Below are 19,297 nucleotides of genomic sequence, written 5' to 3'. Positions count from 1 at the left end.
CTTATTTAAATATTAAATTAGGTTAGTAAGAAAACAACTTGCAACCAACTTATCAATATATTCTAATTTATGATTTCAATGCAAAAAACTCAACTAAGACTATGGAATCGGCTGAGCAAACATGTTTGCTCAGCCTTAAGTTTTTTGTAGTTTCTTTTTAAATGTGTATCCTAATTATAACCATAAATGCATAAAGGATGATAGTTGTAAAAACAATAAAGAGGATTTGTCTTTTTGGGACTAATCCTCTTTATATTATCTAATTATTTATTTAATCTAGCCTGTTCTTCCTACCTCATTAATTGCCGTATCTAATGTTTCATCCATTGCTTGTACCATTTTTTGATTGGTTTCATAGGCCCTGACTACATTTATTAAAGTAACCATTTCTTTAACTGCATTTACATTAGAACCTTCTAAGTACCCCTGTAATATATTAGGGTTTTCTACAAACATGAATGGGTCTTCTGTAGCATATAAAACATCACCTTGTTTTTCTAGTAATTGGTCATCTTCAAAATCTACAATTTTTAGCATTGTTAATTCCATATCATCAACATATATCATACCACTACTATCAATTGTAAACTCCCCATCAATATATATATAATCATCAAAGTCATCTAAAACAGGATACCCCTGACTAGTAGTTAATAAGCCTTCACCATCAATTTTAAATGCCCCATTTCTTGTAAAGCGTTCACCTTCAGGTGTATCTATTGCAAAATAACCTTCATCTTTGATAGCTAGGTCTGTAGGATTATCAGTTTGTTGTAAGTTGCCTTGCGTTTTATCTGTTATAACTCCATCAATAACTGCTCCCGTTCCTAATGCACCTATAACAGTAGGAGTCTTAGTAGATGATTGGTCCGTCTGCTCTAAACGACTTATCAACATTTCAGGAAATGATCTACTAGTAGCAATATCTTTTTTAAAAGCTGTAGTATCAGAATTTGCTATATTGTTTGCTACTACATCTTGTTTTTTCATCTGTAGCATCATGCCTGATGCTGATGTATATAACCCTTTTATCAAGTTATTACCCCCAGGTTTATTTTCTTACTTTATTTATCGGTTTTAGTTTAAGAAAACTTTAGTTGTTTATAATACTCTTTTTGCTCCTCTATATTTTGTTTGTTGTAAAATATTTATCTCATTTAATGCTTTTCCAGTTCCTATAGCAACGCATGATATAGCTTCATCTGCAATGTGAGTCGGAAGTTCTGTTTCCTTTGAAATTAATATATCTAATCCATTAAGTAATGCGCCTCCACCTGTCATTACGATACCATTGTTCACAATATCTGCAGCTAATTCAGGTGGGGTTATTTCTAGAACTTTTTTAACTGCTTCAACCACAGATTCAATAGGCTCTTGTAAAGCTTCGTAACTTTCTTGAGCAGTAAATTTTATAGTTTTTGGTAAGCCTGTTAATAAATCTCTTCCTCTTACCTCCATATATTTATCCTTATTGTTATCTGTTACATAAGCTGTACCAACTTGTATTTTAATATCCTCAGCTGTTCTGTCACCAATCATTAGGTTATATTCTCTTCGTATGTATCTTATTATTGCATCATCAAACTTGTCCCCTCCAACTCTAAGAGATGTATTACATACAATACCTCCTAGTGATAATACAGCTACATCTGAAGTCCCACCACCAATATCAACAACCATATTACCGGTTGCTTCAGAAATATTAATGCCTGCACCTAATGCAGCCGCCAATGGCTCCTCTATAATATAGGCTTGTCTTGCTCCAGATGATAAAGTAGCTTGTCTTACAGCTCTTTCTTCTACATCTGTAGCTCCAGTTGGTATACAAACAATAACCCGTGGTTTAAAAAACAATCTTTTTCCTACTACTTTTTTTATAAAATAAGCTAACATTTTTTCGGTAGTATCATAATCTGCTATTACACCTTCTCTAAGTGGTCTAGTAGCAATAATATGTCCTGGGGTTCTTCCAAGCATTTGACGCGCTTCCATACCCACTGCAATTATGTTATCTGTATTTTTGTCTATTGCTACAACAGAAGGCTCATGTAATACTATACCTTTACCCCTTTTAAAAACAAGCACACTAGCAGTACCTAAATCTATCCCAATATCTTCCGCAAACATTTTTAGAGGCCTCCCTACAATATCTTTCATTACATAACATTATTTTACCTGTTTTTACTCAATGTGGCTATATTTTTAGTCCAACTTTATGCTTCCATTTTCATCCGCATATTTTTTCTTAGTAGCTTCTCCACCTCTTAAATGTCGCTCTGCTTTATTTTTATCTAATACTGACTTTACCTGATCTGCAAGTTCTTTATTAATTCTAGGTAGTCTTTCTGATACATCTTTGTGTACTGTGCTTTTACTAATTTTGAATACCTCTGCCGTTCTCCTAACCGTGTCAGAAGATTGTAATATATGATGTGCTATTTTTACAGCCCTTTTTCTTATATAGTTCTGCATGACCTGCCTCCCTCATTGAAGTTAATCTATTATATTCATGAGAGAGGAAATCAAGAACTTAGTAACTAATTTTGATGATATCAATATTTTGGTAGTATTTGTTTAAAATCTCCTCATAACTATATCCTTCTTTAGCCATTCCATTCGTTCCATACTGGCACATTCCTACTCCATGTCCATATCCCCTATTATTTATTATTACTTCGTGTTCATTAATTTCTATGCCAAGCCAAGTTGATGGTAGACTAAGTAGGTTTCTTAAGCGATCACCATATATTATTTGATTATTTATTTTCATTTTTTTAATTCTTCCACTATTTGATTTTTCTAAAATATCAATTTTTAATTGTGCATCGTTTATATTAAAAATTTGATTAAACTCAGAATTAGAAAAGACTTGTTCAGTTTCATAATGACGTGATTTTTCACAATATACACATTTAATTGATTTAAGATATGGAACATGGTTACCCCAAGCATCCTCTGCACTTTCAGTATATCCACCACATGTAGAATGGTAAAGAGCATCAATTACTTCATTATTTTGATACATTAATATTTCACCTTTAGTTTCATATACTGCTTTTATAAGTTTTTCTTGTAATTCAGAATAATTCTTTGGATTTCTTTTTTTAAATTCATCTAAAGAAATATATGCTTGGCATTCATTGATATTATCAGATAAATCTGCATTTAAGGGATATTCTCTTCCTTCTATTATTTTTCTTATAGTATAAGTTCTTGCCGCTATAGCTTGGGCTTTTAAAGCTTCTAATTCAAATGAAGCAGGCATTTCTGCAGCTATTACACCTACTAAATATTCTTCTAAGCCTAGTTCTATAACTTCATTTTCTTGGTGTAAATATAAAGTTATTTTTGGTTCACCCTCAATATAATAATCTAAGTTTTGATTATTATTTTTAATAACAATTGTTAAAATAGTAATCAATAAAAAAACAGATATAATAATTAAATAATTTCTTTTTTTTCTCATGATAATAAATATGAAAAAAACATGGCTATCATGCCATGTCCTTTTCACATTATTTTTTTATTATATCTGCTCCAAGTTTATTTAATTTTTCAACAAAATTTTCATATCCTCTATCTACGTGAATACTATTACCAACTATTGTTTCACCTTCAGCAGTTAATCCAGCTACTACTAGTGCCGCACCAGCCCTTAAATCTGTGGCTTTAACATTTGCTCCTGTTAATTTCTTTACTCCTTTAATTATAGCTGTTCTACCTTCAGCTTTTATTTCTGCACCCATTCTTAATAATTCTTGCAAATGCATAAATCGATTTTCAAAAACCGATTCTGTTATTACACTACTACCTAAGGCACAGCTTAAATATGCCATAAATTGTGCTTGCATATCTGTTGGGAACCCCGGGTAGGGTAATGTTTTTATATAAATAGGTTTTATACTTTCTGTTCTAGCAACTCTAATAGCATTGCTTTCTTCTTCGACAATTGCTCCACTTTCAACCAATTTTGCTGTTATTGCTTTCATATGCTCTGGTATTACATTGTTTATTAAAACGTTTCCTCCTGTTGCTGCTGCTGCAATCATATAGGTACCTGCTTCTATCCTATCAGGAATGGGAGTATAATTAACCGGTTTTAGTTCATTTACTCCATCAATTTTTACTACATTTGTACCTGCACCACTTATTTTTCCTCCCATTGCATTAATAAAATTCGCTAAATCCACAACTTCTGGTTCTAATGCAGCATTTTCGATATACGTACTTCCTTTCGCTAATGCTGCTGCCATCATAATATTTTCAGTTGCTCCAACACTAGGGAAATCTAAATAAATATGACTACCTATTAAATTTGATGCTTCAGCAGTTACGTCCCCATGAGACAAATCTATTTTTGCCCCTAATGCATGAAATCCCTTTAGATGTAAATCAATTGGTCGTGTACCTATAGCACAACCACCAGGCAATGAAATTTTAACCTTACCTTTTTTGGCTAATATAGGCCCCATTACTAAAAATGAAGCCCTCATTTGTCTTACTAATTCATATGAAGGATAATTTTTTATATCACTTACATTATACACAAGCTTATTTTGTTCATGCTTAACCTCTACGCCAAGATCATTTATTAGATCACTTATTATTTTAACGTCTCTAATTTTCGGAACTTTATTAATTTCAATATGACCATTACTTAAAAGGGTAGCAGCTAATATTGGTAAAATAGCATTTTTTGAGGAATTGACTTCTACAACACCTTCTAATCTGTTTCCACCATTAACTATGATTTCCAAGCTTTTTGGACCACCTCCCTTTAAGTATTTAATATTCACCTAAAATAAGTGGGAAACCCATATATATATATGTTTTTCCTACTTGACTACTACGCATTGCAATTTGAATATTATATTCTTTATTTTGTATTACCTCACTTAAAATAGTGTTTTCTAATAGCTCACTATACCCAGTTACACTAACAACTCGTCCATCTTTAAATACGTTAATTTCTTCAGCTCCTACATTTTTCAATGCAACTTGTATTAAATTGTATTTTGCCGTGTATTCAATTGGGTAATCTATCTTGCCAGTAAGCAAATAATAACTTCTAATATTAAAGTTGTTGGTTAATCTATCATGGTATGACTTTATGTGTTCTAAACTCTTATTTGAGGTTATTGTTACTAAATAAAATGCTTCACAATTATTTGGATCATATTCCAATGTAAAGTCTATTTCATCACCATTTTTAACAGTGTTGTAATATATGATGTCATTTGTTCCACTTTTTCTGTATTCTAAATTATTTTCACAATACTCAATTTCTAATATATCTAAAGATTGTTTAAGTTGTTGTTTCATTTCTTCAGTTGTATTTATTTTTATTTTTGCCCAACTGTCCATTCTAAATTCGAGCAAATTTGCACCTATAGATGCAAATGATAGTTGATATGGTGATCTTTTTTCAAAATCACGACTAACGGCAGAATGTATACTTGTGTCTGCAATATGGCATAATGCCGCAAAAATTATTATATAAAGCAAAAATCTTTTCAAAATAATACCTCCATCCCCAAGTATATTTATCAAGATTTTTGCCATTAATACCGTTATTTATTCTCAATATAATTTAAGTTTACTCAGAAAAATAATTAAACCTGATTTCATCAGGTTTTAATATTCATAATTATGCTTATATTATTTTCAGCTGTTATTTTAATTATTATTGTTTTTTTCTCAATGTTTTTTCATGCTCTTCCTTTAATTGTTTGGCTTTTAAAGCTTTCTTTTCAAACCTTATCGTAAATCTAAATATCATAATTCCAAATATTATGGTTGCAAGTATAATCAATGCTATTAAAATTAAAAACTGAGTTTGCATATTTTTCACTCCATTTTTACTTACTTTATGTTTTATTTGTAGTATAACTCCTTGTATTTATTCAGTCGATTCTGTGATCTTAATTTATCTTTTTGCAATACAATAAAGTTTTATTTAGATAATTTATTTGTTTTTTTCATCATTATTTAACAATCTTTTATTACGCGCTATTCTAGCTTTTCGCTTATTTTCAAATGAGTGTTCTTGTATTTTGTGTGTTGTGAGAAATATTAATAAATATATCAAACCTTTTATTAATAAAAAAATTAATGTTAATACAACAAAGATTTTTAGTATATTCTCCATACTAGAGAACACCTCTTTATTTCACAATCTCCATAATAAAATAAAAATTGATTACACCTTTTTTATTGTAGTTGTTTATAGGGTTAATATTAACTTATTATTTTATAATAATATAAAGCCGAAAGATATAGTCCTATATCTTTCGGCTTTTATTTAATGGATTCTAATCAATTTTAGCCTCCGCTGCCTTAAGCCGCGTAATAGCTCTTTGTAAGGCTGTTTGTGCTCGGGTATAATTCAAACTATCATCGCGCTGACTTAATCGATTTTCAGCTCGCTCTTTAGCAGACTTTGCTCTTACTACATCAATATCTTCGCCTTTTTCAGCAGTTTCTGCTAATATTCTAGCTGAATTATCAATAACTTCAATTAATCCACCACTTATAGCCACACGCTGTTGATTTCCATTGCCATCTTTAAATCGTACAACTCCAATATTTAAAGCTGCTACGAGAGGCGCATGATTTTTCATTACACCCAGTTCACCTTCGACAGCGGGAGCAACCACTAGCTGAATCTCATCTTTATATAGAATCTGCTCAGGGGTCACTATCTCTAGCATGAAGGTGTTTTCTGCCATAGACTACGCCTCCAGTCCTTTTGCTTTAGCTACAACAGCATCAATATTACCTACCATATAAAATGCTGCTTCTGGTAATTCATCATGTTTACCTTCTAATACTTGACTAAAGGATTCAACAGTTTCGGAAACTGGTACGTAAAGACCTGGGTTACCAGTAAACTGTTCCGCAACGTGGAATGGCTGTGATAAGAATCTTTGAATCTTTCTAGCACGAGTAACTATTAGTTTATCTTCATCACTTAACTCATCCATTCCCAATATTGCGATAATATCTTGAAGTTCTTTATATCTTTGCAGTATTTGCTGAACTCCACGTGCAGTTTCATAATGCTTTTCTCCTACAATTGCTGCGTCTAATATTCTTGATGTTGAATCTAATGGATCAACTGCTGGATAAATTCCTAGCTCAGCTATAGATCTAGCCAAAACAGTGGTAGCATCTAAGTGAGCAAATGTGGTTGCAGGTGCTGGGTCAGTTAAGTCGTCAGCTGGTACATATACTGCCTGAGCTGATGTAATTGACCCTTTTCTTGTAGTCGTAATACGCTCTTGTAGTAATCCCATGTCAGTTGCTAGTGTTGGCTGATAACCAACCGCAGATGGCATACGACCTAGAAGCGCAGACACCTCGTTACCTGCTTGAGCAAAACGGAATATATTGTCAATAAATATTAGAACATCTTGACCACCAATATCACGGAAATATTCTGCTATTGTTAGACCAGTTAAGCCAACACGCAGTCTTGCTCCAGGTGGTTCATTCATCTGACCGTAAATTAGAGCACATTTATCAATAACTCCAGATTCGGTCATTTCTTCCCATAAATCGTTACCTTCACGTGTACGCTCTCCAACACCGGTGAAAACTGAATATCCACCATGCTCATAAGCAATGTTTCTGATAAGTTCCATTATAATAACTGTTTTTCCAACACCGGCTCCACCAAATAGACCTATTTTTCCACCCTTAGCATATGGACAAACTAAGTCTGTAACTTTAATACCAGTTTCAAGCATTGTTGTAGCTGGCATTTGGTCAACTAATGGAGGTGGGTCACGGTGAATTTCCCAGTGATCAGTTGCTTGTACTTCACCTGCTTCATCAACTGGTTCACCTAAAACATTCAAAATTCTTCCTAGACAGTTATCTCCAACTGGAACTTTAATTGTTGCTCCTGTGTTTGTTGCTTTCATACCTCTCATTAATCCATCAGTTGGCTGTAGAGCAACACATCTAACTGTATCGTTACCTAAAAGCTGCATAGCTTCTAATGTAACATCAATCTCAGCTGCCGTTTTTTTACTTGAATCCTGGTCAGCCGATTTAATAGTAATAGCGTTCATTATTTCGGGTAGTTCACCAGGTTTAAATCTTATATCTACAACAGCACCTATAACCTGGGTTACCTCTCCGTACGTTAAATTCGCCATCCTCTACTTTCCTCCTTTATTGAGAGCTTCGGCACCACCAACAATATCCAGAATTTCAGCTGTAATTGATGCCTGTCTTGCTTTATTCATTTCTAAGGTTAAATTATCAATTATTTCCCCTGCGTTTTGGGTAGCATTGCCCATTGCTGTCATTCTAGCACCATGCTCACTTGCCTTAGCTTCTAACATAGCATGATATATTTGGCTGCCTATATACCTTGGTAATAATGATACAAGAATGGCCTCAGCACTAGGTTCATATATATAGTCTACAAAATGCTCTTCTGTAGGCTCATCCTCTGATGGTGGCTCTAACGGTAGCAATTGGCTAACCGTAGGAACCTGCCTTAAAGCATTAACAAATTTTGCATAAACAACGTAAACTTCATCTAATTCGCCATTTTCATATGCATTTGTAATATACTGGCCAATTTCTCTAGCGTCTACAAAACTTACATTATCCCCTAAATTTATAAACTCTGCATCAAGACCACCGCGTTTGCGGAAAAAGTCTCTACCTTTTCTACCAACTGCTATGATGCGATTTTCAATACCTCTTTCATCTTGTGCCATTGCTAGGTTTCCGGCACGAATAATATTTGTATTATAAGCACCACATAATCCTCTATCAGCAGTTACGACAATGTAGCCAACTTTTTTTACTTCTTCTCTTTTTTCAAGAAGTGGGTGCTCAACATCTGCTGATACTCCCGCAAGCCTGGCTAAAACGTCGCGTAGGGTTTCGGTATAAGGTCTTGAAGCTTCAGCACTTTCCTGTGCGCGGCGAAGCTTTGCTGCAGCTACCATTTTCATGGCTTTAGTTATTTTCTGAGTGCTTTGAACGCTTCGAATTCTTCTTTTATACTCTCTTACACCTGATCCTGCCATTTAATCACCACCTAAACTGCGAAAGTGGATTTGAACTCTTCAATAGCCTTGATTAGCTTTTCCTCTGTCGCATCGTCCATTTTTCCAGCTTCACGTATTGATTTTAGTATATCTGAATGTGTACTGCGAATAAACTTCATAAAGTCCTCTTCAAAAACTAGCACTTGTTCTTGTGCTATATCATCTAGATAACCTCTTACCCCACAAAAGATTGATACAACTTGTTCTTCCATGGACATCGGTTTATATTGATTCTGTTTCAGTATTTCAGTAACTCTTTCACCACGTGTTAGCCTTGCAAGTGTAGCTTTATCTAGGTCTGAACCAAACTGAGCAAAAGCTGCTAGCTCACGATATTGCGCTAGATCTAGTCGAAGCTGTCCAGCAACACCCTTCATAGCTTTAGTTTGTGCAGCTCCTCCAACACGGCTAACTGATAAACCAGCATTTATCGCTGGTCTTTGTCCAGCATAGAATAAGTCGGTTTCTAGATAAATCTGTCCATCTGTTATTGAAATAACATTGGTAGGAATATAAGCAGATACGTCACCTGCTTGTGTTTCAATTATTGGTAATGCTGTAATCGAACCCCCACCAAGGTCATCGTTAAGTTTACATGCTCTCTCTAGTAGACGAGAGTGTAGGAAGAAAACGTCTCCTGGATAAGCTTCACGTCCTGGAGGACGTCTTAATAGCAAGGACATTTCACGATACGCAACAGCATGTTTAGATAAATCATCATATATAATTAAAACATCTTTAATGCCTTCACCTTCAGTTTCCATGAACTCTTCTGCTATAGCTACACCAGTATAAGGTGAAAGATATAACAATGGAGCTGGTTCTGAAGCAGTAGCTGCAACGATTACTGTGTAATCCATTGCTCCCATTTCTTCTAATTTAGCCTGTATGCCTGCAATTGTTGATTGTTTTTGCCCTATACCAACATAAACACAAATCATATCTTTCTTTTCACGTTGGTTAATTATGGCATCAACTGCTATTGCTGTTTTACCAGTTTGGCGGTCTCCAATTATTAACTCACGCTGTCCTCTTCCAATAGGAACCATTGAGTCAATAGCCTTTAATCCTGTTTGCATAGGAGTATCAACAGGAGAACGGTAAACAACACCAGGCGCTACGCGTTCAATTGGTCTGTATTGATCAGTATTAACTGGCCCTTTACCATCAACTGGGAGTCCAATACCGTTAACTACGCGTCCTAGCATAGGTTTTCCAGCAGGCACTTCCATGATTCTTCCGGTCGCTTTAACTACATCGCCTTCTGTTATATGCTCATAGTTTCCTAATAAAACTGCTCCAACGTTATCTTCTTCCAGATTTAGAACCATTCCGTAGGTTTCTCCTGGAAATTCCAGCAATTCGCCAGCCATAGCACCCTGCAAACCATATACACGAGCAATACCGTCACCGATATATATAACAGAGCCCACATTGCTGACTTCGACCTCGGATTGGTAGCGCTCTATTTGTTCTTTTAGAATTGCGCTAATCTCTTCAGGTCTAATACTCATTTACGTGCTCACCCCTATCGAATTAACTTATCTTTGCCTTTTTGAGGCTCTCTCTAAGCATTTCAAGTCTTTTTGCTACTGTACCATCTATTATTTGGTCGCCCATTCGTATTTTTATTCCCCCGATAAGGGAAGGATCTACAGCTACCTTTAATTGCACTGTTTTTCCTGATGTAGCAGATAGTTTTTGTGCTAAAACTTCTACTTCATCTTCAGGTACCTCACGTGCAACAATTAGGTCAGCTTTTGTGATATTTCTTGATTCATCAGCCATTTCCTTATACTCATCTAATATAGCTTCAAAGTAAGTTTCACGTCTTTTATCTATAACCATTAGGATAAAGCTAAGGGTTGTTGGCGATAAATCTTCTTGAAATAACTTTTTAGCAACTTCCTTTTTTTCTTTAGCCGGAATTAATAGATGTGCAAAGTACTCTTTTAGGTTTTCTAACTCATTTATCTTTGCTACTACTTTTTCCAACTCTGTTTGAAATTGGTCAATTTTGTTGTTGTCTTGGGCAATGCTAAAAAACGCTTCTGCATAGCGTCTTGCAACGCTTTTGTTTAACATAGTAAATCGCCCGCCTCATCAACAAAATCTTTTACCATTTTTTTGTGATCTTCTTCTTTAATAGCTCTGCCCAATACTCTTTCTGCAGCTATTATTGCAAGAGAAGCTGCAGCATCTCTTAGTTCACTCTTAGCTTGCTCTGTTGCAGCTGCTATTTCTTCAGAAGCTTTTTGTTTCATGTTACTAGCATCTTCTTCAGCTTTTGTGATTATTTCATTCTTTGCTTCTTCAGCAGCTTTTGTAGCTCTAGCTACAATGTCTTGAGCTTCCTTACGAGACTCAGATAAATTACTCTGTGCTTCTTTTCTCATTTGGTCAACTTCTGCGCGAACTTCTTCAGCATGCTTTAGTGATCCCTCTATTGTGTTTGTACGTTGCTCTAACATTTTGTTGATTGGATTAAAAGCAAATTTATGAAGTATCGCAAGTAATATGAAGAAGTTAACAACAGTCCATCCAATTACATAAAAGTTACCGAATTCTGGCGGCTGTCCTGCTGGTGCCGTTAAAGCACCTTCTCCCGCACCGGCAACTGTTGTAAGTCCTAAAACCATGACTATTGTTAAAAGGAGCACAGATGAGTAAGTCCATTTATTCCTTTTCACGGATGTGCTACCCCCTATCTAAAGAGCAATATAGTGTTTGGGCGATAGAGCACTGTTTGCTACCCCATCGCCCTAAAAATTTTAAAAAATTACCCAATGTTACCAACCAACATAAATGCGATTAGTAGACCATAAATAATAACTGTTTCTAGAAATGCCAGGGTTATGAAGAGTAGTGTTCTTACATCTCCTCCAACTTCTGGTTGTCTTGCGATAGCCTCAAAAGCTCTACCACCAGCAATACCCATTCCTATTCCAACTCCAACACCACCAATTGATACAGCTAAACCTGCGCCTAGTGCTATTGTTCCCATTGCAGCTTCCATTCCTTTCCCCTCCTTTCATGGGCTCAAATAATATATCTTTGAGCAGTTATTTGTATATATTTTATTTTTAATGACCTTCTCCTGCTGCTCCAGCTATATAACTTGCTGAGAGAATTGTAAATACTATCGCCTGTATTACTGATAGCAAGATTGCCAATGCCAAGAATGTTGCCGGAACAATAAATGGTGCTAAAAATAGCAAGAATCCTAAAACAACTTCTTTACCAAAAATGTTTCCAAATAGACGAATGGTTAGTGATACCGGTCTTACTACTTCTTCAACTATGTTTAATGGTAACATTATTGGATGTGGACTTATGAAATGGCCAAGATAAGCTGCTTTATGCTCAGATACACCCGCTACGATGACAGCGAAAAATGTAATTAGCGCTAGCGTCATTGTAACGTTCCAGTTACTTGTAGGAGGTTGAAAACCTTCGATATGACCTGCTCCTGGTATAATACCACTTAGATTACAGACTAGAATAAATATAAAGAACGTTGATAGTAATGGTGCCCATTTTCTAGCAACGTGCTCTTTGTCCATCATTGCTGTAAAAAAGTCATATGTCCAAACAATTAATCCCTCAAAGAAGTTTTGTAAACCTTTAGGCACAACGGTCATATTTCTTGTTGAGAAATATGCTATAAGCGCTATAAATAAAACACAAGCCCACTGTGTAACAACAATATGATCAACAGGTATTGGCCCTAGATGAAACCACACCGCATCCCAATAACCAAATGTAAACATCTATTTTCCCCCCTTCCTAACTTTATTTACTATAGTCGTCTTATTTACCAGTCATTCACTTAACTGGTTATAATCCTCACAACCAGAAATTTATTTCCTAGGTTGATATTAATGATAGTTTATTCCTTATCGACCTTGTCTTTGCTTAGGGCAGGATTAGTAGAGCCAGACACTGCTTTTTGATACATCATCTTTAGTCCTGTGGCAACTCCTATAACAAACCCTAATAAAGCTAACCATGGTTCGGTATCAAATCTACCATCCAACCATCTCCCACCTAAATAGCCTATGCCTACAGCAGCTGCTACTGAGGTTGCTAGATTAACTGCCTCACCTAAAGATTTAGCCCAGTGTTGTTTCTTTTGCGTCATCTATTCACACCTTTACGTTATGCTATATTATTTAACAACAATGTACTCTTTGGTTATTCGTCATAAAATTCTAAAATCCTCTAAAAATTTAAAAAATTATATCTACTAAATAGTTAATATTTTAAATATAGTGATTATAAATTAAATATTATTAATTATTTTTATCAGAAATTTACTCGACAAGGTACTATTATTCTATATCAAAACAACAAATCCTTTTTTTTATTAAAAATTATATTATGAATTGTTTGCAACATCTGTAAATCTATTTTAATGATAGATAACCTTTCCTCTCTAGTTTTTCCCAGTGCTCGTTTAATAATAAGTCAATATCTATATTATATTGCTCTTCTAAAACAAACATCATAGTTACCGCTGTTTGCGCTACGTCTAGAAGTTCAACTGCAATTTCATTTATTACGTCATCATCAGATAGGTTTATTTTTTCTCCGCTCATCCCACGAAATTTGCCTATAACTTGCGCCAATTCACCAGTTTCTTCCATCAGTTTTAATGTTGTAGATTCTAAAGTAGGATTCAACTGATTTAGCCTAGGCAATGATAAAGTCTTTAAATCCATAATTTTTTCTCCCCTACTTACTTATAAGGAATCAAGTTTAGCCAAAGTAATATTAGCATCTTGTAATAACTTAAATGCTAATTCATCTTTAAATTCACCTTTGTAAACCACTCTTATTATTCCAGCATTGATTATCATTCTAGCACATATAATACATGGTTGCTCATTACAGTAAAGATAAGTATTTTCTGTAGAAACCCCATAGTAAGCCGCATTTATAATTGCATTTTGTTCAGCATGTACACCTCTACACAACTCATATCTTTGTCCAGAAGGAATATTTAGTTCTTTTCTTAAACATCCAGCCTCGAGACAGTGGTCAATGCCTCTTGGTGCTCCATTATAGCCAGTTGATATAATACGTTCATTCCTTACTAGAACCGCCCCTACATGCCTTCTTTGACACGTTGAGCGGCTTTTTACCAAGTCAGCCAGTTGTAAAAAGTATTCATCCCAAGATGGCCTTGGTATGCTCGTCATAAACACCCCCCTTTCTACCTATATGTGGTAAAGGGGATATTTATCACATAAAATGTTAATTATTTCACGTGCTTCAGCCTTTCTTGCAGGATTATCTGGGTTGCTTAGGGCTATGCTAATAGCTTCTGCAACTTTTTTCATATCCTCTGGCTTAAATCCTCTGCTAGTAGCAGCTGGTGTTCCTAACCTAATACCACTAGTAACTGTTGGTTTTTGCGGGTCAAATGGTATAGCATTTTTATTAGCAGTAATGTTTATCATTTCTAAGATTTCTTCTGCGTCTGTTCCAGTTAAGTTTTTAGGTCGCACATCAACAAGCATTAGATGGTTATCAGTTCCATTAGATACTAATCTAAGATTATTTTCGATAAGACTTGTTGCTAGCTGATTGGCATTATCAATTATTGTTTGCTGATAGTTTTTAAATGATGAGTCTAAAGCTTCTTTAAAACAAACTGCTTTTGCAGCTATCACATGCATTAGCGGACCACCCTGTATTCCCGGAAACACTGCTTTGTCTATTTTGGCAGCCCATTCTTCTTTACAAAGTATCAAGCCCCCCCTTGGTCCACGTAATGTTTTATGCGTTGTCGATGTAACAAAGTCAGCATAAGGCACAGGGTTTGGATGTAGACCAGCAGCTACTAAACCTGCTATATGAGCCATGTCCACAAAAAGATAGGCTCCAACTTCATCTGCAATCTCCTTAAACACCTTGAAATCAATGATTCTGGGATATGCACTTGCCCCAGCTATTATCATTTTAGGCTTTACTTTTTTGGCTATATCTCTTAATTCATCATAATCAATAATTTCTGTATCTGGTTTTACTCCATAATCATATACGTTAAAATACTTACCAGATAAATTAACCTTACTTCCATGGGTTAAATGTCCACCATGGCTTAAGTTCATTCCTAAAATCGTATCTCCAGGATCTAATGCAGCAAAATAAACTGCGGTATTTGCTTGAGCTCCTGAATGTGGTTGAACATTTGCATGTTCAGCTCCAAACAGTTCTTTAACTCTTTGCCTTGCTAGTTCCTCTGCTACATCAACATACTCACAGCCACCATAATATCTTTTACCTGGGTAACCTTCTGCATATTTATTAGTCATCACAGAACCTTGAGCTGCCATGACAGCTCTAGAAACAAAATTTTCTGATGCAATTAACTCCAATTTTGTATTTTGGCGCTGCTCTTCTTTTTTAATAGCATTTGCTATTTCTGGATCAGCTTGCCTTACATAGTTCTCAATGTAATCCACTTTTTCTACTCCTCTCAGCATTTTATTTTCTATTGCATGTATTTTTTCGACTCTAAGCTTATGTCTCCCTGCTTGAAATTTTGTATCTATAAAAGTTTTTATTATCTCCCAAGCAAGACCTGGACCAATAACCCTAGATCCAACAGTTAAAATATTTGCATTATTATGCTCTCTACTTAAGCGCGCAGTATAAATATCATGACAAGCAGCTGCCCTAATGCCATTTAATTTGTTAGCAGCTATAGAAATCCCTATGCCTGTCCCACAAATAAGTATTCCTAATATGTTTTTATCCAAAACTTCTTGTGCAACTTTTTCTGCTATATCTGGATAATCAACTGAATCAGTAGTGTTTGTACCACAGTCAATTATTTCGTAGCCCTCTTCTGTTAAAAGACCTATAAGGTACTCTTTTAATTCTACTCCAGCATGATCACTACCTAAAACCAAAAGCATGTTTCCACCTCAATATTATTTAATTTTGAATTTTAAATTTTGGTTTCACTGCGAAAAGTTAAACTTAGGCTATGGAATCGGCTGAGCAAACATGTTTATCACGCCGCTCATCGGTCTTTATCTTCATTTTTGCTTAGCACTTATTATCTAAAGTAAAATTTATTTATACTTAGACGTGATCTATGCACCACGCCTTGCTACTTAAGGACTTAGATAAACATGTTTGCTCAGCCTTAAGTTCTTTGTAGTTACTTTTTGCAGCAGAATCAATTTTGAATTCTTAATTATTGTAGGGTAACGCAGTTTCCCTTTTTATTTTAATACCAAAAGAAAGCCCTGCTTTCTTAACCATAATCTAAAAATTAAGAATTAAAAATTAATAACTATTATTTATAAGTTTTTTTATTGTTTTTTGTATTAAACCCTTTAGTTGCAAGTAACATTCATAATATGCTTGTCTATCTTGACCAAACGGGTCTACTACATCTTCTTCAATATCCTGAGAATAATCACTTAGAGTAAATATATAGTCGGCTTTATAAGGGTATTGATCAATAAGCAGTTCTTTGTGATTTCTTGTCATTGTTAAAATAAGATCTGCTTTTTTTATTAATTTATCATCTATCACCCTTGATTGGTGATTAGACAAATCTATTCCTTCTTTTTCTAGTGTTTTTATCGCTTCTTCAGAAGCAGGCATACCATCCATAGCATATATTCCTGCCGAATACACCTTAAAGTCATTAGAATTTAACGAACTCTGCCTAAGATACTTTAAAAAGAGGGCTTGAGACATAGGGCTTCTACAAGTATTCCCAGTACATACAAATAATACTGTTTTCATAATACTCCCCCCCTTTAGATAACCATCATTACAGCTAATGCTAATAAAATAATTCCACCAATTAATTGAGCATAACTCCCTATTATTCTACTAAATATACGAGCTCCCCGAAAGCCTAAAATAGTCATAATACCTGCTACCAAACCCATTATTATTACAGTTATAGCTATCGGCATTTGTGCAGTTCCAAGACTAAATCCAACTGTTAAAGCATCAACACTAACGGAGCCAGCTAGTATAAAAATACCAACCCAATTATTCTTAGTATCTTTGACATCTACGTCTAATATTGATTTTGCTTCACTAAACTTAAAGGACTGGGGTCGAATTTCATTAAAACCTTTACGAAACATGTCAAAACCTATATAAGCTAAAATTAGTGCACCAATCCAAGCAGCCCATTGACCTAATAGGTTCCCAGCAACCATACCTAAGTTTAAGCCAATTAAAGGCATTGCAACATGAAAAGCTGCTACAATAGCAGCAAATTTAAACTCATAAGATCTAGTAACACCTTTTAGCCCCATGCCCAAGGAAAGAGAAAAGGCATCGGCTCCAAGAATTACAGCTATTATAATTATAGTAACTAGCTGTTCATGCATAATATTGAAGTTCTCCTTCTATTCTTTAGATGTAGCTTTGCGAATTCGCTCTATTAAAGCTGAGGATAGACCAAATTTATCTTCAGGTAGTGGCGCAAATATTAAAACCTCTACTTTTTTTGTTTCCGCATCCCGTAACAAACTAAATAGCTCCCCAGTATTTTTTTCAAGGTTAATTAGATAATTGTTATATACATTTTTAATACTATTCGTATTAATGATATTATTATGCACAACACCTATTTTTTTCTTGTTTCTTATATTATTTTCAATCAGTTTATAAAAATCATTCATGTTTTTAGCTAAAATTATTTTTATTAAGGTTTGATAGCTAGAATCCTGGGTTTCCACATTTATATATTCAGCTTCTAAACATTCTCTAATCTTTTCTTCATCTATCCCTCCATGTCTTAAAATAGTTGTTTCAGAAGTGCTTAAATCCACAATTGTTGATTCAACACCAACACCAGTAGGTCCTGCATCTAAGATTATGGGAATTCTACCTTCTAAATCATTTTTCACATGTTCTGCAGTAACTGGGCTTGGACGCCCTGATAAATTTGCACTTGTAGCTGCAAGTGGACCTGTTTTGTTTATTAGGGCAATAGCAACAGGATGAGCTGGCATCCTTAAGCCAACTGTTTTTTTGCCACCAGTTACTTCTGGTGGTACAGTCTCTTTAGATGGCAATATAATCGAAAGTGGTCCAGGCCAAAATTCATTCATTAGCTTCTTAGCTGCCTCAGGTATAGTATTAACCAGTTCATTTACCTGCTCAATGGTACTTACATGAACTAATAAGGGACTATCTAAAGGACGCATTTTCGCAGCAAAAACCTTTTTGGCAGCTTCCTTATTTAAACAGTGCCCCCCCACTCCATAAACTGTTTCTGTAGGAAAAGCTATTATATCCCCGTTATTAATAGTGTTTGTAGCGATATCTATTATTTTTTCTTCAGGTTTTAAATTGTTTATTTTTATATGTTGTGTTTTAAAAGCAATTACTCCTTTCTTGCTTTTATTACTCTGTCTCTACCTGGTAGATCCTTTAAAATTTCTATACTACTAAATCCCTTAAACAGTTCTAAAGCTTTTTCAGTCTGATTAGATGCAATTTCTATAAAAATATAACCACCATCATCTAATAAGTTTAATGCTTGTGGTAGCATCTCCCTATAAGCTTCTAATCCATCTTTTTCAGCTAATAAAGCCAGTTTAGGCTCAAATTGTATAACTTGTTTGTCTAACTTAAAGTATTCTTCTTTAGAAATATAGGGTAAGTTTGCAGTAATTACATGAAATTTAGCTTGATTTTTAACCGGTTCTAATAAATCACCCACAAATGTTTCTATAGAAACATTGTTATTTAGAGCATTTTGCTTAGCTACCTCAATAGCGTTTTCAGAAATATCACAAGCATAAATAGTCTTGTCTTCAAGATAAAAAGCCAGGCTCACAGCTATTGCACCAGAACCTGTGCCCACATCACATATTTTTTTTATGGAACTATTGTTTTGTGCAAGCATTATTACATTTTCAACTAATATTTCCGTATCTGGACGTGGAATTAATACATCTGGTGTAACTTTAAAATCTAATGACATAAACTCTTTTACACCTGTAATATAAGCTACAGGCTCACCTTTAGCCCTTCTTTTTATATATTCCCTATAGCAAGTTCTTTCATGTTGGTTAACAGGTTCTTCATGATTTGTATACAAATAAACCCGGTTTCTTTGTAACACATGGGATAAAAGAATCTCAGCTTCTAAGCGTGGTTCCTCAATACCCATATCATTAAAATACCGGGTTGTCCAATCTATAAGTTGTCTAATGTTCCAACTACTACTCATC

The 19,297-nt window shown here is 34.7% G+C and carries 24 protein-coding genes and 1 pseudogene; all 25 read right to left on the bottom strand.

Annotated features, from left to right (window positions below):
• Positions 1–276: 276 nt before the first annotated feature.
• The 25 genes and pseudogenes from flgF to prmC all read right to left on the bottom strand — a co-directional run bounded on the left by flgF (position 277) and on the right by prmC (position 19,296).
• Positions 277–1,035 (bottom strand): flagellar basal-body rod protein FlgF, encoded by a 759-nt coding sequence (flgF, locus tag SYNTR_RS10655; RefSeq protein WP_156204491.1) that lies wholly within the window; start codon positions 1,033–1,035, stop codon positions 277–279.
• Between the two features lie 66 nt (positions 1,036–1,101).
• Positions 1,102–2,127: a rod shape-determining protein gene (mreB, locus tag SYNTR_RS10650; protein WP_156204490.1), complete on the bottom strand. Its 1,026-nt coding sequence runs from the start codon at positions 2,125–2,127 to the stop codon at positions 1,102–1,104.
• Between the two features lie 75 nt (positions 2,128–2,202).
• A complete protein-coding gene (gene spoIIID / locus SYNTR_RS10645; RefSeq protein WP_156204489.1) occupies positions 2,203–2,472 on the bottom strand; it encodes a sporulation transcriptional regulator SpoIIID in 270 nt (89 codons plus the stop codon).
• A 58-nt stretch (positions 2,473–2,530) separates the two neighbouring features.
• Positions 2,531–3,466, bottom strand: coding sequence for a stage II sporulation protein D (spoIID, locus tag SYNTR_RS10640; RefSeq protein ID WP_197079116.1), 936 nt, complete (start codon positions 3,464–3,466; stop codon positions 2,531–2,533).
• Between the two features lie 49 nt (positions 3,467–3,515).
• Positions 3,516–4,757, bottom strand: a complete 1,242-nt coding sequence (gene murA / locus SYNTR_RS10635) for a UDP-N-acetylglucosamine 1-carboxyvinyltransferase (RefSeq protein WP_156204487.1) — start codon at positions 4,755–4,757, stop codon at positions 3,516–3,518.
• Between the two features lie 28 nt (positions 4,758–4,785).
• Positions 4,786–5,517 carry a YwmB family TATA-box binding protein gene (locus SYNTR_RS10630; RefSeq protein ID WP_197079115.1) on the bottom strand — a complete coding sequence of 244 codons (732 nt, stop codon included), beginning with the start codon at positions 5,515–5,517 and terminating at the stop codon, positions 4,786–4,788.
• Between the two features lie 166 nt (positions 5,518–5,683).
• A complete protein-coding gene (locus SYNTR_RS10625; protein ID WP_156204485.1) occupies positions 5,684–5,842 on the bottom strand; it encodes a hypothetical protein in 159 nt (52 codons plus the stop codon).
• A gap of 123 nt (positions 5,843–5,965) precedes the next feature.
• Entirely contained in the window at positions 5,966–6,148 is a 183-nt protein-coding gene (locus SYNTR_RS10620; RefSeq protein ID WP_156204484.1) for a hypothetical protein, read from the bottom strand.
• A gap of 163 nt (positions 6,149–6,311) precedes the next feature.
• Positions 6,312–6,728, bottom strand: coding sequence for a F0F1 ATP synthase subunit epsilon (locus SYNTR_RS10615; protein ID WP_156204483.1), 417 nt, complete (start codon positions 6,726–6,728; stop codon positions 6,312–6,314).
• Between the two features lie 3 nt (positions 6,729–6,731).
• On the bottom strand, positions 6,732–8,162 hold the full coding sequence (gene atpD, locus SYNTR_RS10610; protein ID WP_156204482.1) for a F0F1 ATP synthase subunit beta: 1,431 nt from the start codon (positions 8,160–8,162) through the stop codon (positions 6,732–6,734).
• 3 nt (positions 8,163–8,165) lie between these two features.
• Positions 8,166–9,050: an ATP synthase F1 subunit gamma gene (gene atpG, locus SYNTR_RS10605; RefSeq protein WP_156204481.1), complete on the bottom strand. Its 885-nt coding sequence runs from the start codon at positions 9,048–9,050 to the stop codon at positions 8,166–8,168.
• Positions 9,051–9,061: 11 nt separating this feature from the next.
• Positions 9,062–10,585, bottom strand: coding sequence for a F0F1 ATP synthase subunit alpha (atpA, locus tag SYNTR_RS10600; RefSeq protein WP_156204480.1), 1,524 nt, complete (start codon positions 10,583–10,585; stop codon positions 9,062–9,064).
• Between the two features lie 22 nt (positions 10,586–10,607).
• Positions 10,608–11,156 (bottom strand): F0F1 ATP synthase subunit delta, encoded by a 549-nt coding sequence (locus SYNTR_RS10595; protein WP_156204479.1) that lies wholly within the window; start codon positions 11,154–11,156, stop codon positions 10,608–10,610.
• On the bottom strand, positions 11,150–11,761 hold the full coding sequence (gene atpF / locus SYNTR_RS10590) for a F0F1 ATP synthase subunit B (protein WP_243140191.1): 612 nt from the start codon (positions 11,759–11,761) through the stop codon (positions 11,150–11,152). Before atpF ends, SYNTR_RS10595 begins: the two co-directional genes overlap by 7 nt.
• 89 nt (positions 11,762–11,850) lie before the next feature.
• Positions 11,851–12,087 carry an ATP synthase F0 subunit C gene (atpE, locus tag SYNTR_RS10585; protein ID WP_420885502.1) on the bottom strand — a complete coding sequence of 79 codons (237 nt, stop codon included), beginning with the start codon at positions 12,085–12,087 and terminating at the stop codon, positions 11,851–11,853.
• Between the two features lie 67 nt (positions 12,088–12,154).
• Positions 12,155–12,841 carry a F0F1 ATP synthase subunit A gene (gene atpB, locus SYNTR_RS10580; protein ID WP_156204478.1) on the bottom strand — a complete coding sequence of 229 codons (687 nt, stop codon included), beginning with the start codon at positions 12,839–12,841 and terminating at the stop codon, positions 12,155–12,157.
• Positions 12,842–12,960: 119 nt separating this feature from the next.
• Complete coding sequence (locus SYNTR_RS10575) at positions 12,961–13,212, bottom strand: AtpZ/AtpI family protein (protein ID WP_156204477.1); 252 nt, start codon at positions 13,210–13,212, stop codon at positions 12,961–12,963.
• A gap of 265 nt (positions 13,213–13,477) precedes the next feature.
• Positions 13,478–13,792, bottom strand: a complete 315-nt coding sequence (locus SYNTR_RS10570) for a MazG-like family protein (RefSeq protein ID WP_156204476.1) — start codon at positions 13,790–13,792, stop codon at positions 13,478–13,480.
• Between the two features lie 21 nt (positions 13,793–13,813).
• Complete coding sequence (locus SYNTR_RS10565) at positions 13,814–14,272, bottom strand: deoxycytidylate deaminase (RefSeq protein WP_156204475.1); 459 nt, start codon at positions 14,270–14,272, stop codon at positions 13,814–13,816.
• Between the two features lie 18 nt (positions 14,273–14,290).
• Positions 14,291–15,541: a serine hydroxymethyltransferase gene (locus tag SYNTR_RS10560; protein ID WP_279285963.1), complete on the bottom strand. Its 1,251-nt coding sequence runs from the start codon at positions 15,539–15,541 to the stop codon at positions 14,291–14,293.
• An 84-nt stretch (positions 15,542–15,625) separates the two neighbouring features.
• Positions 15,626–15,997 (bottom strand): annotated as a pseudogene (gene rpiB, locus SYNTR_RS11655) (ribose 5-phosphate isomerase B); the annotation flags it as partial.
• Between the two features lie 376 nt (positions 15,998–16,373).
• The gene (locus tag SYNTR_RS10555; RefSeq protein WP_156204473.1) at positions 16,374–16,841 is read right to left on the bottom strand and encodes a low molecular weight protein arginine phosphatase; all 468 of its coding nucleotides are present in this window, start codon (positions 16,839–16,841) and stop codon (positions 16,374–16,376) included.
• 14 nt (positions 16,842–16,855) lie between these two features.
• On the bottom strand, positions 16,856–17,443 hold the full coding sequence (locus tag SYNTR_RS10550; protein ID WP_156204472.1) for a manganese efflux pump MntP: 588 nt from the start codon (positions 17,441–17,443) through the stop codon (positions 16,856–16,858).
• Between the two features lie 18 nt (positions 17,444–17,461).
• Positions 17,462–18,367, bottom strand: a complete 906-nt coding sequence (locus tag SYNTR_RS10545; protein ID WP_243140285.1) for an L-threonylcarbamoyladenylate synthase — start codon at positions 18,365–18,367, stop codon at positions 17,462–17,464.
• A 77-nt stretch (positions 18,368–18,444) separates the two neighbouring features.
• Positions 18,445–19,296, bottom strand: a complete 852-nt coding sequence (gene prmC, locus SYNTR_RS10540; protein WP_156204470.1) for a peptide chain release factor N(5)-glutamine methyltransferase — start codon at positions 19,294–19,296, stop codon at positions 18,445–18,447.
• Position 19,297 lies beyond the last annotated feature (1 nt).

This window comes from Candidatus Syntrophocurvum alkaliphilum (genome assembly GCF_009734445.1).
Classification (GTDB): domain Bacteria; phylum Bacillota; class Syntrophomonadia; order Syntrophomonadales; family Syntrophomonadaceae; genus Syntrophocurvum; species Syntrophocurvum alkaliphilum.
Note: the sequence above shows the minus strand (reverse complement) of the source record. Positions and strands in the feature narration are given on the sequence as shown.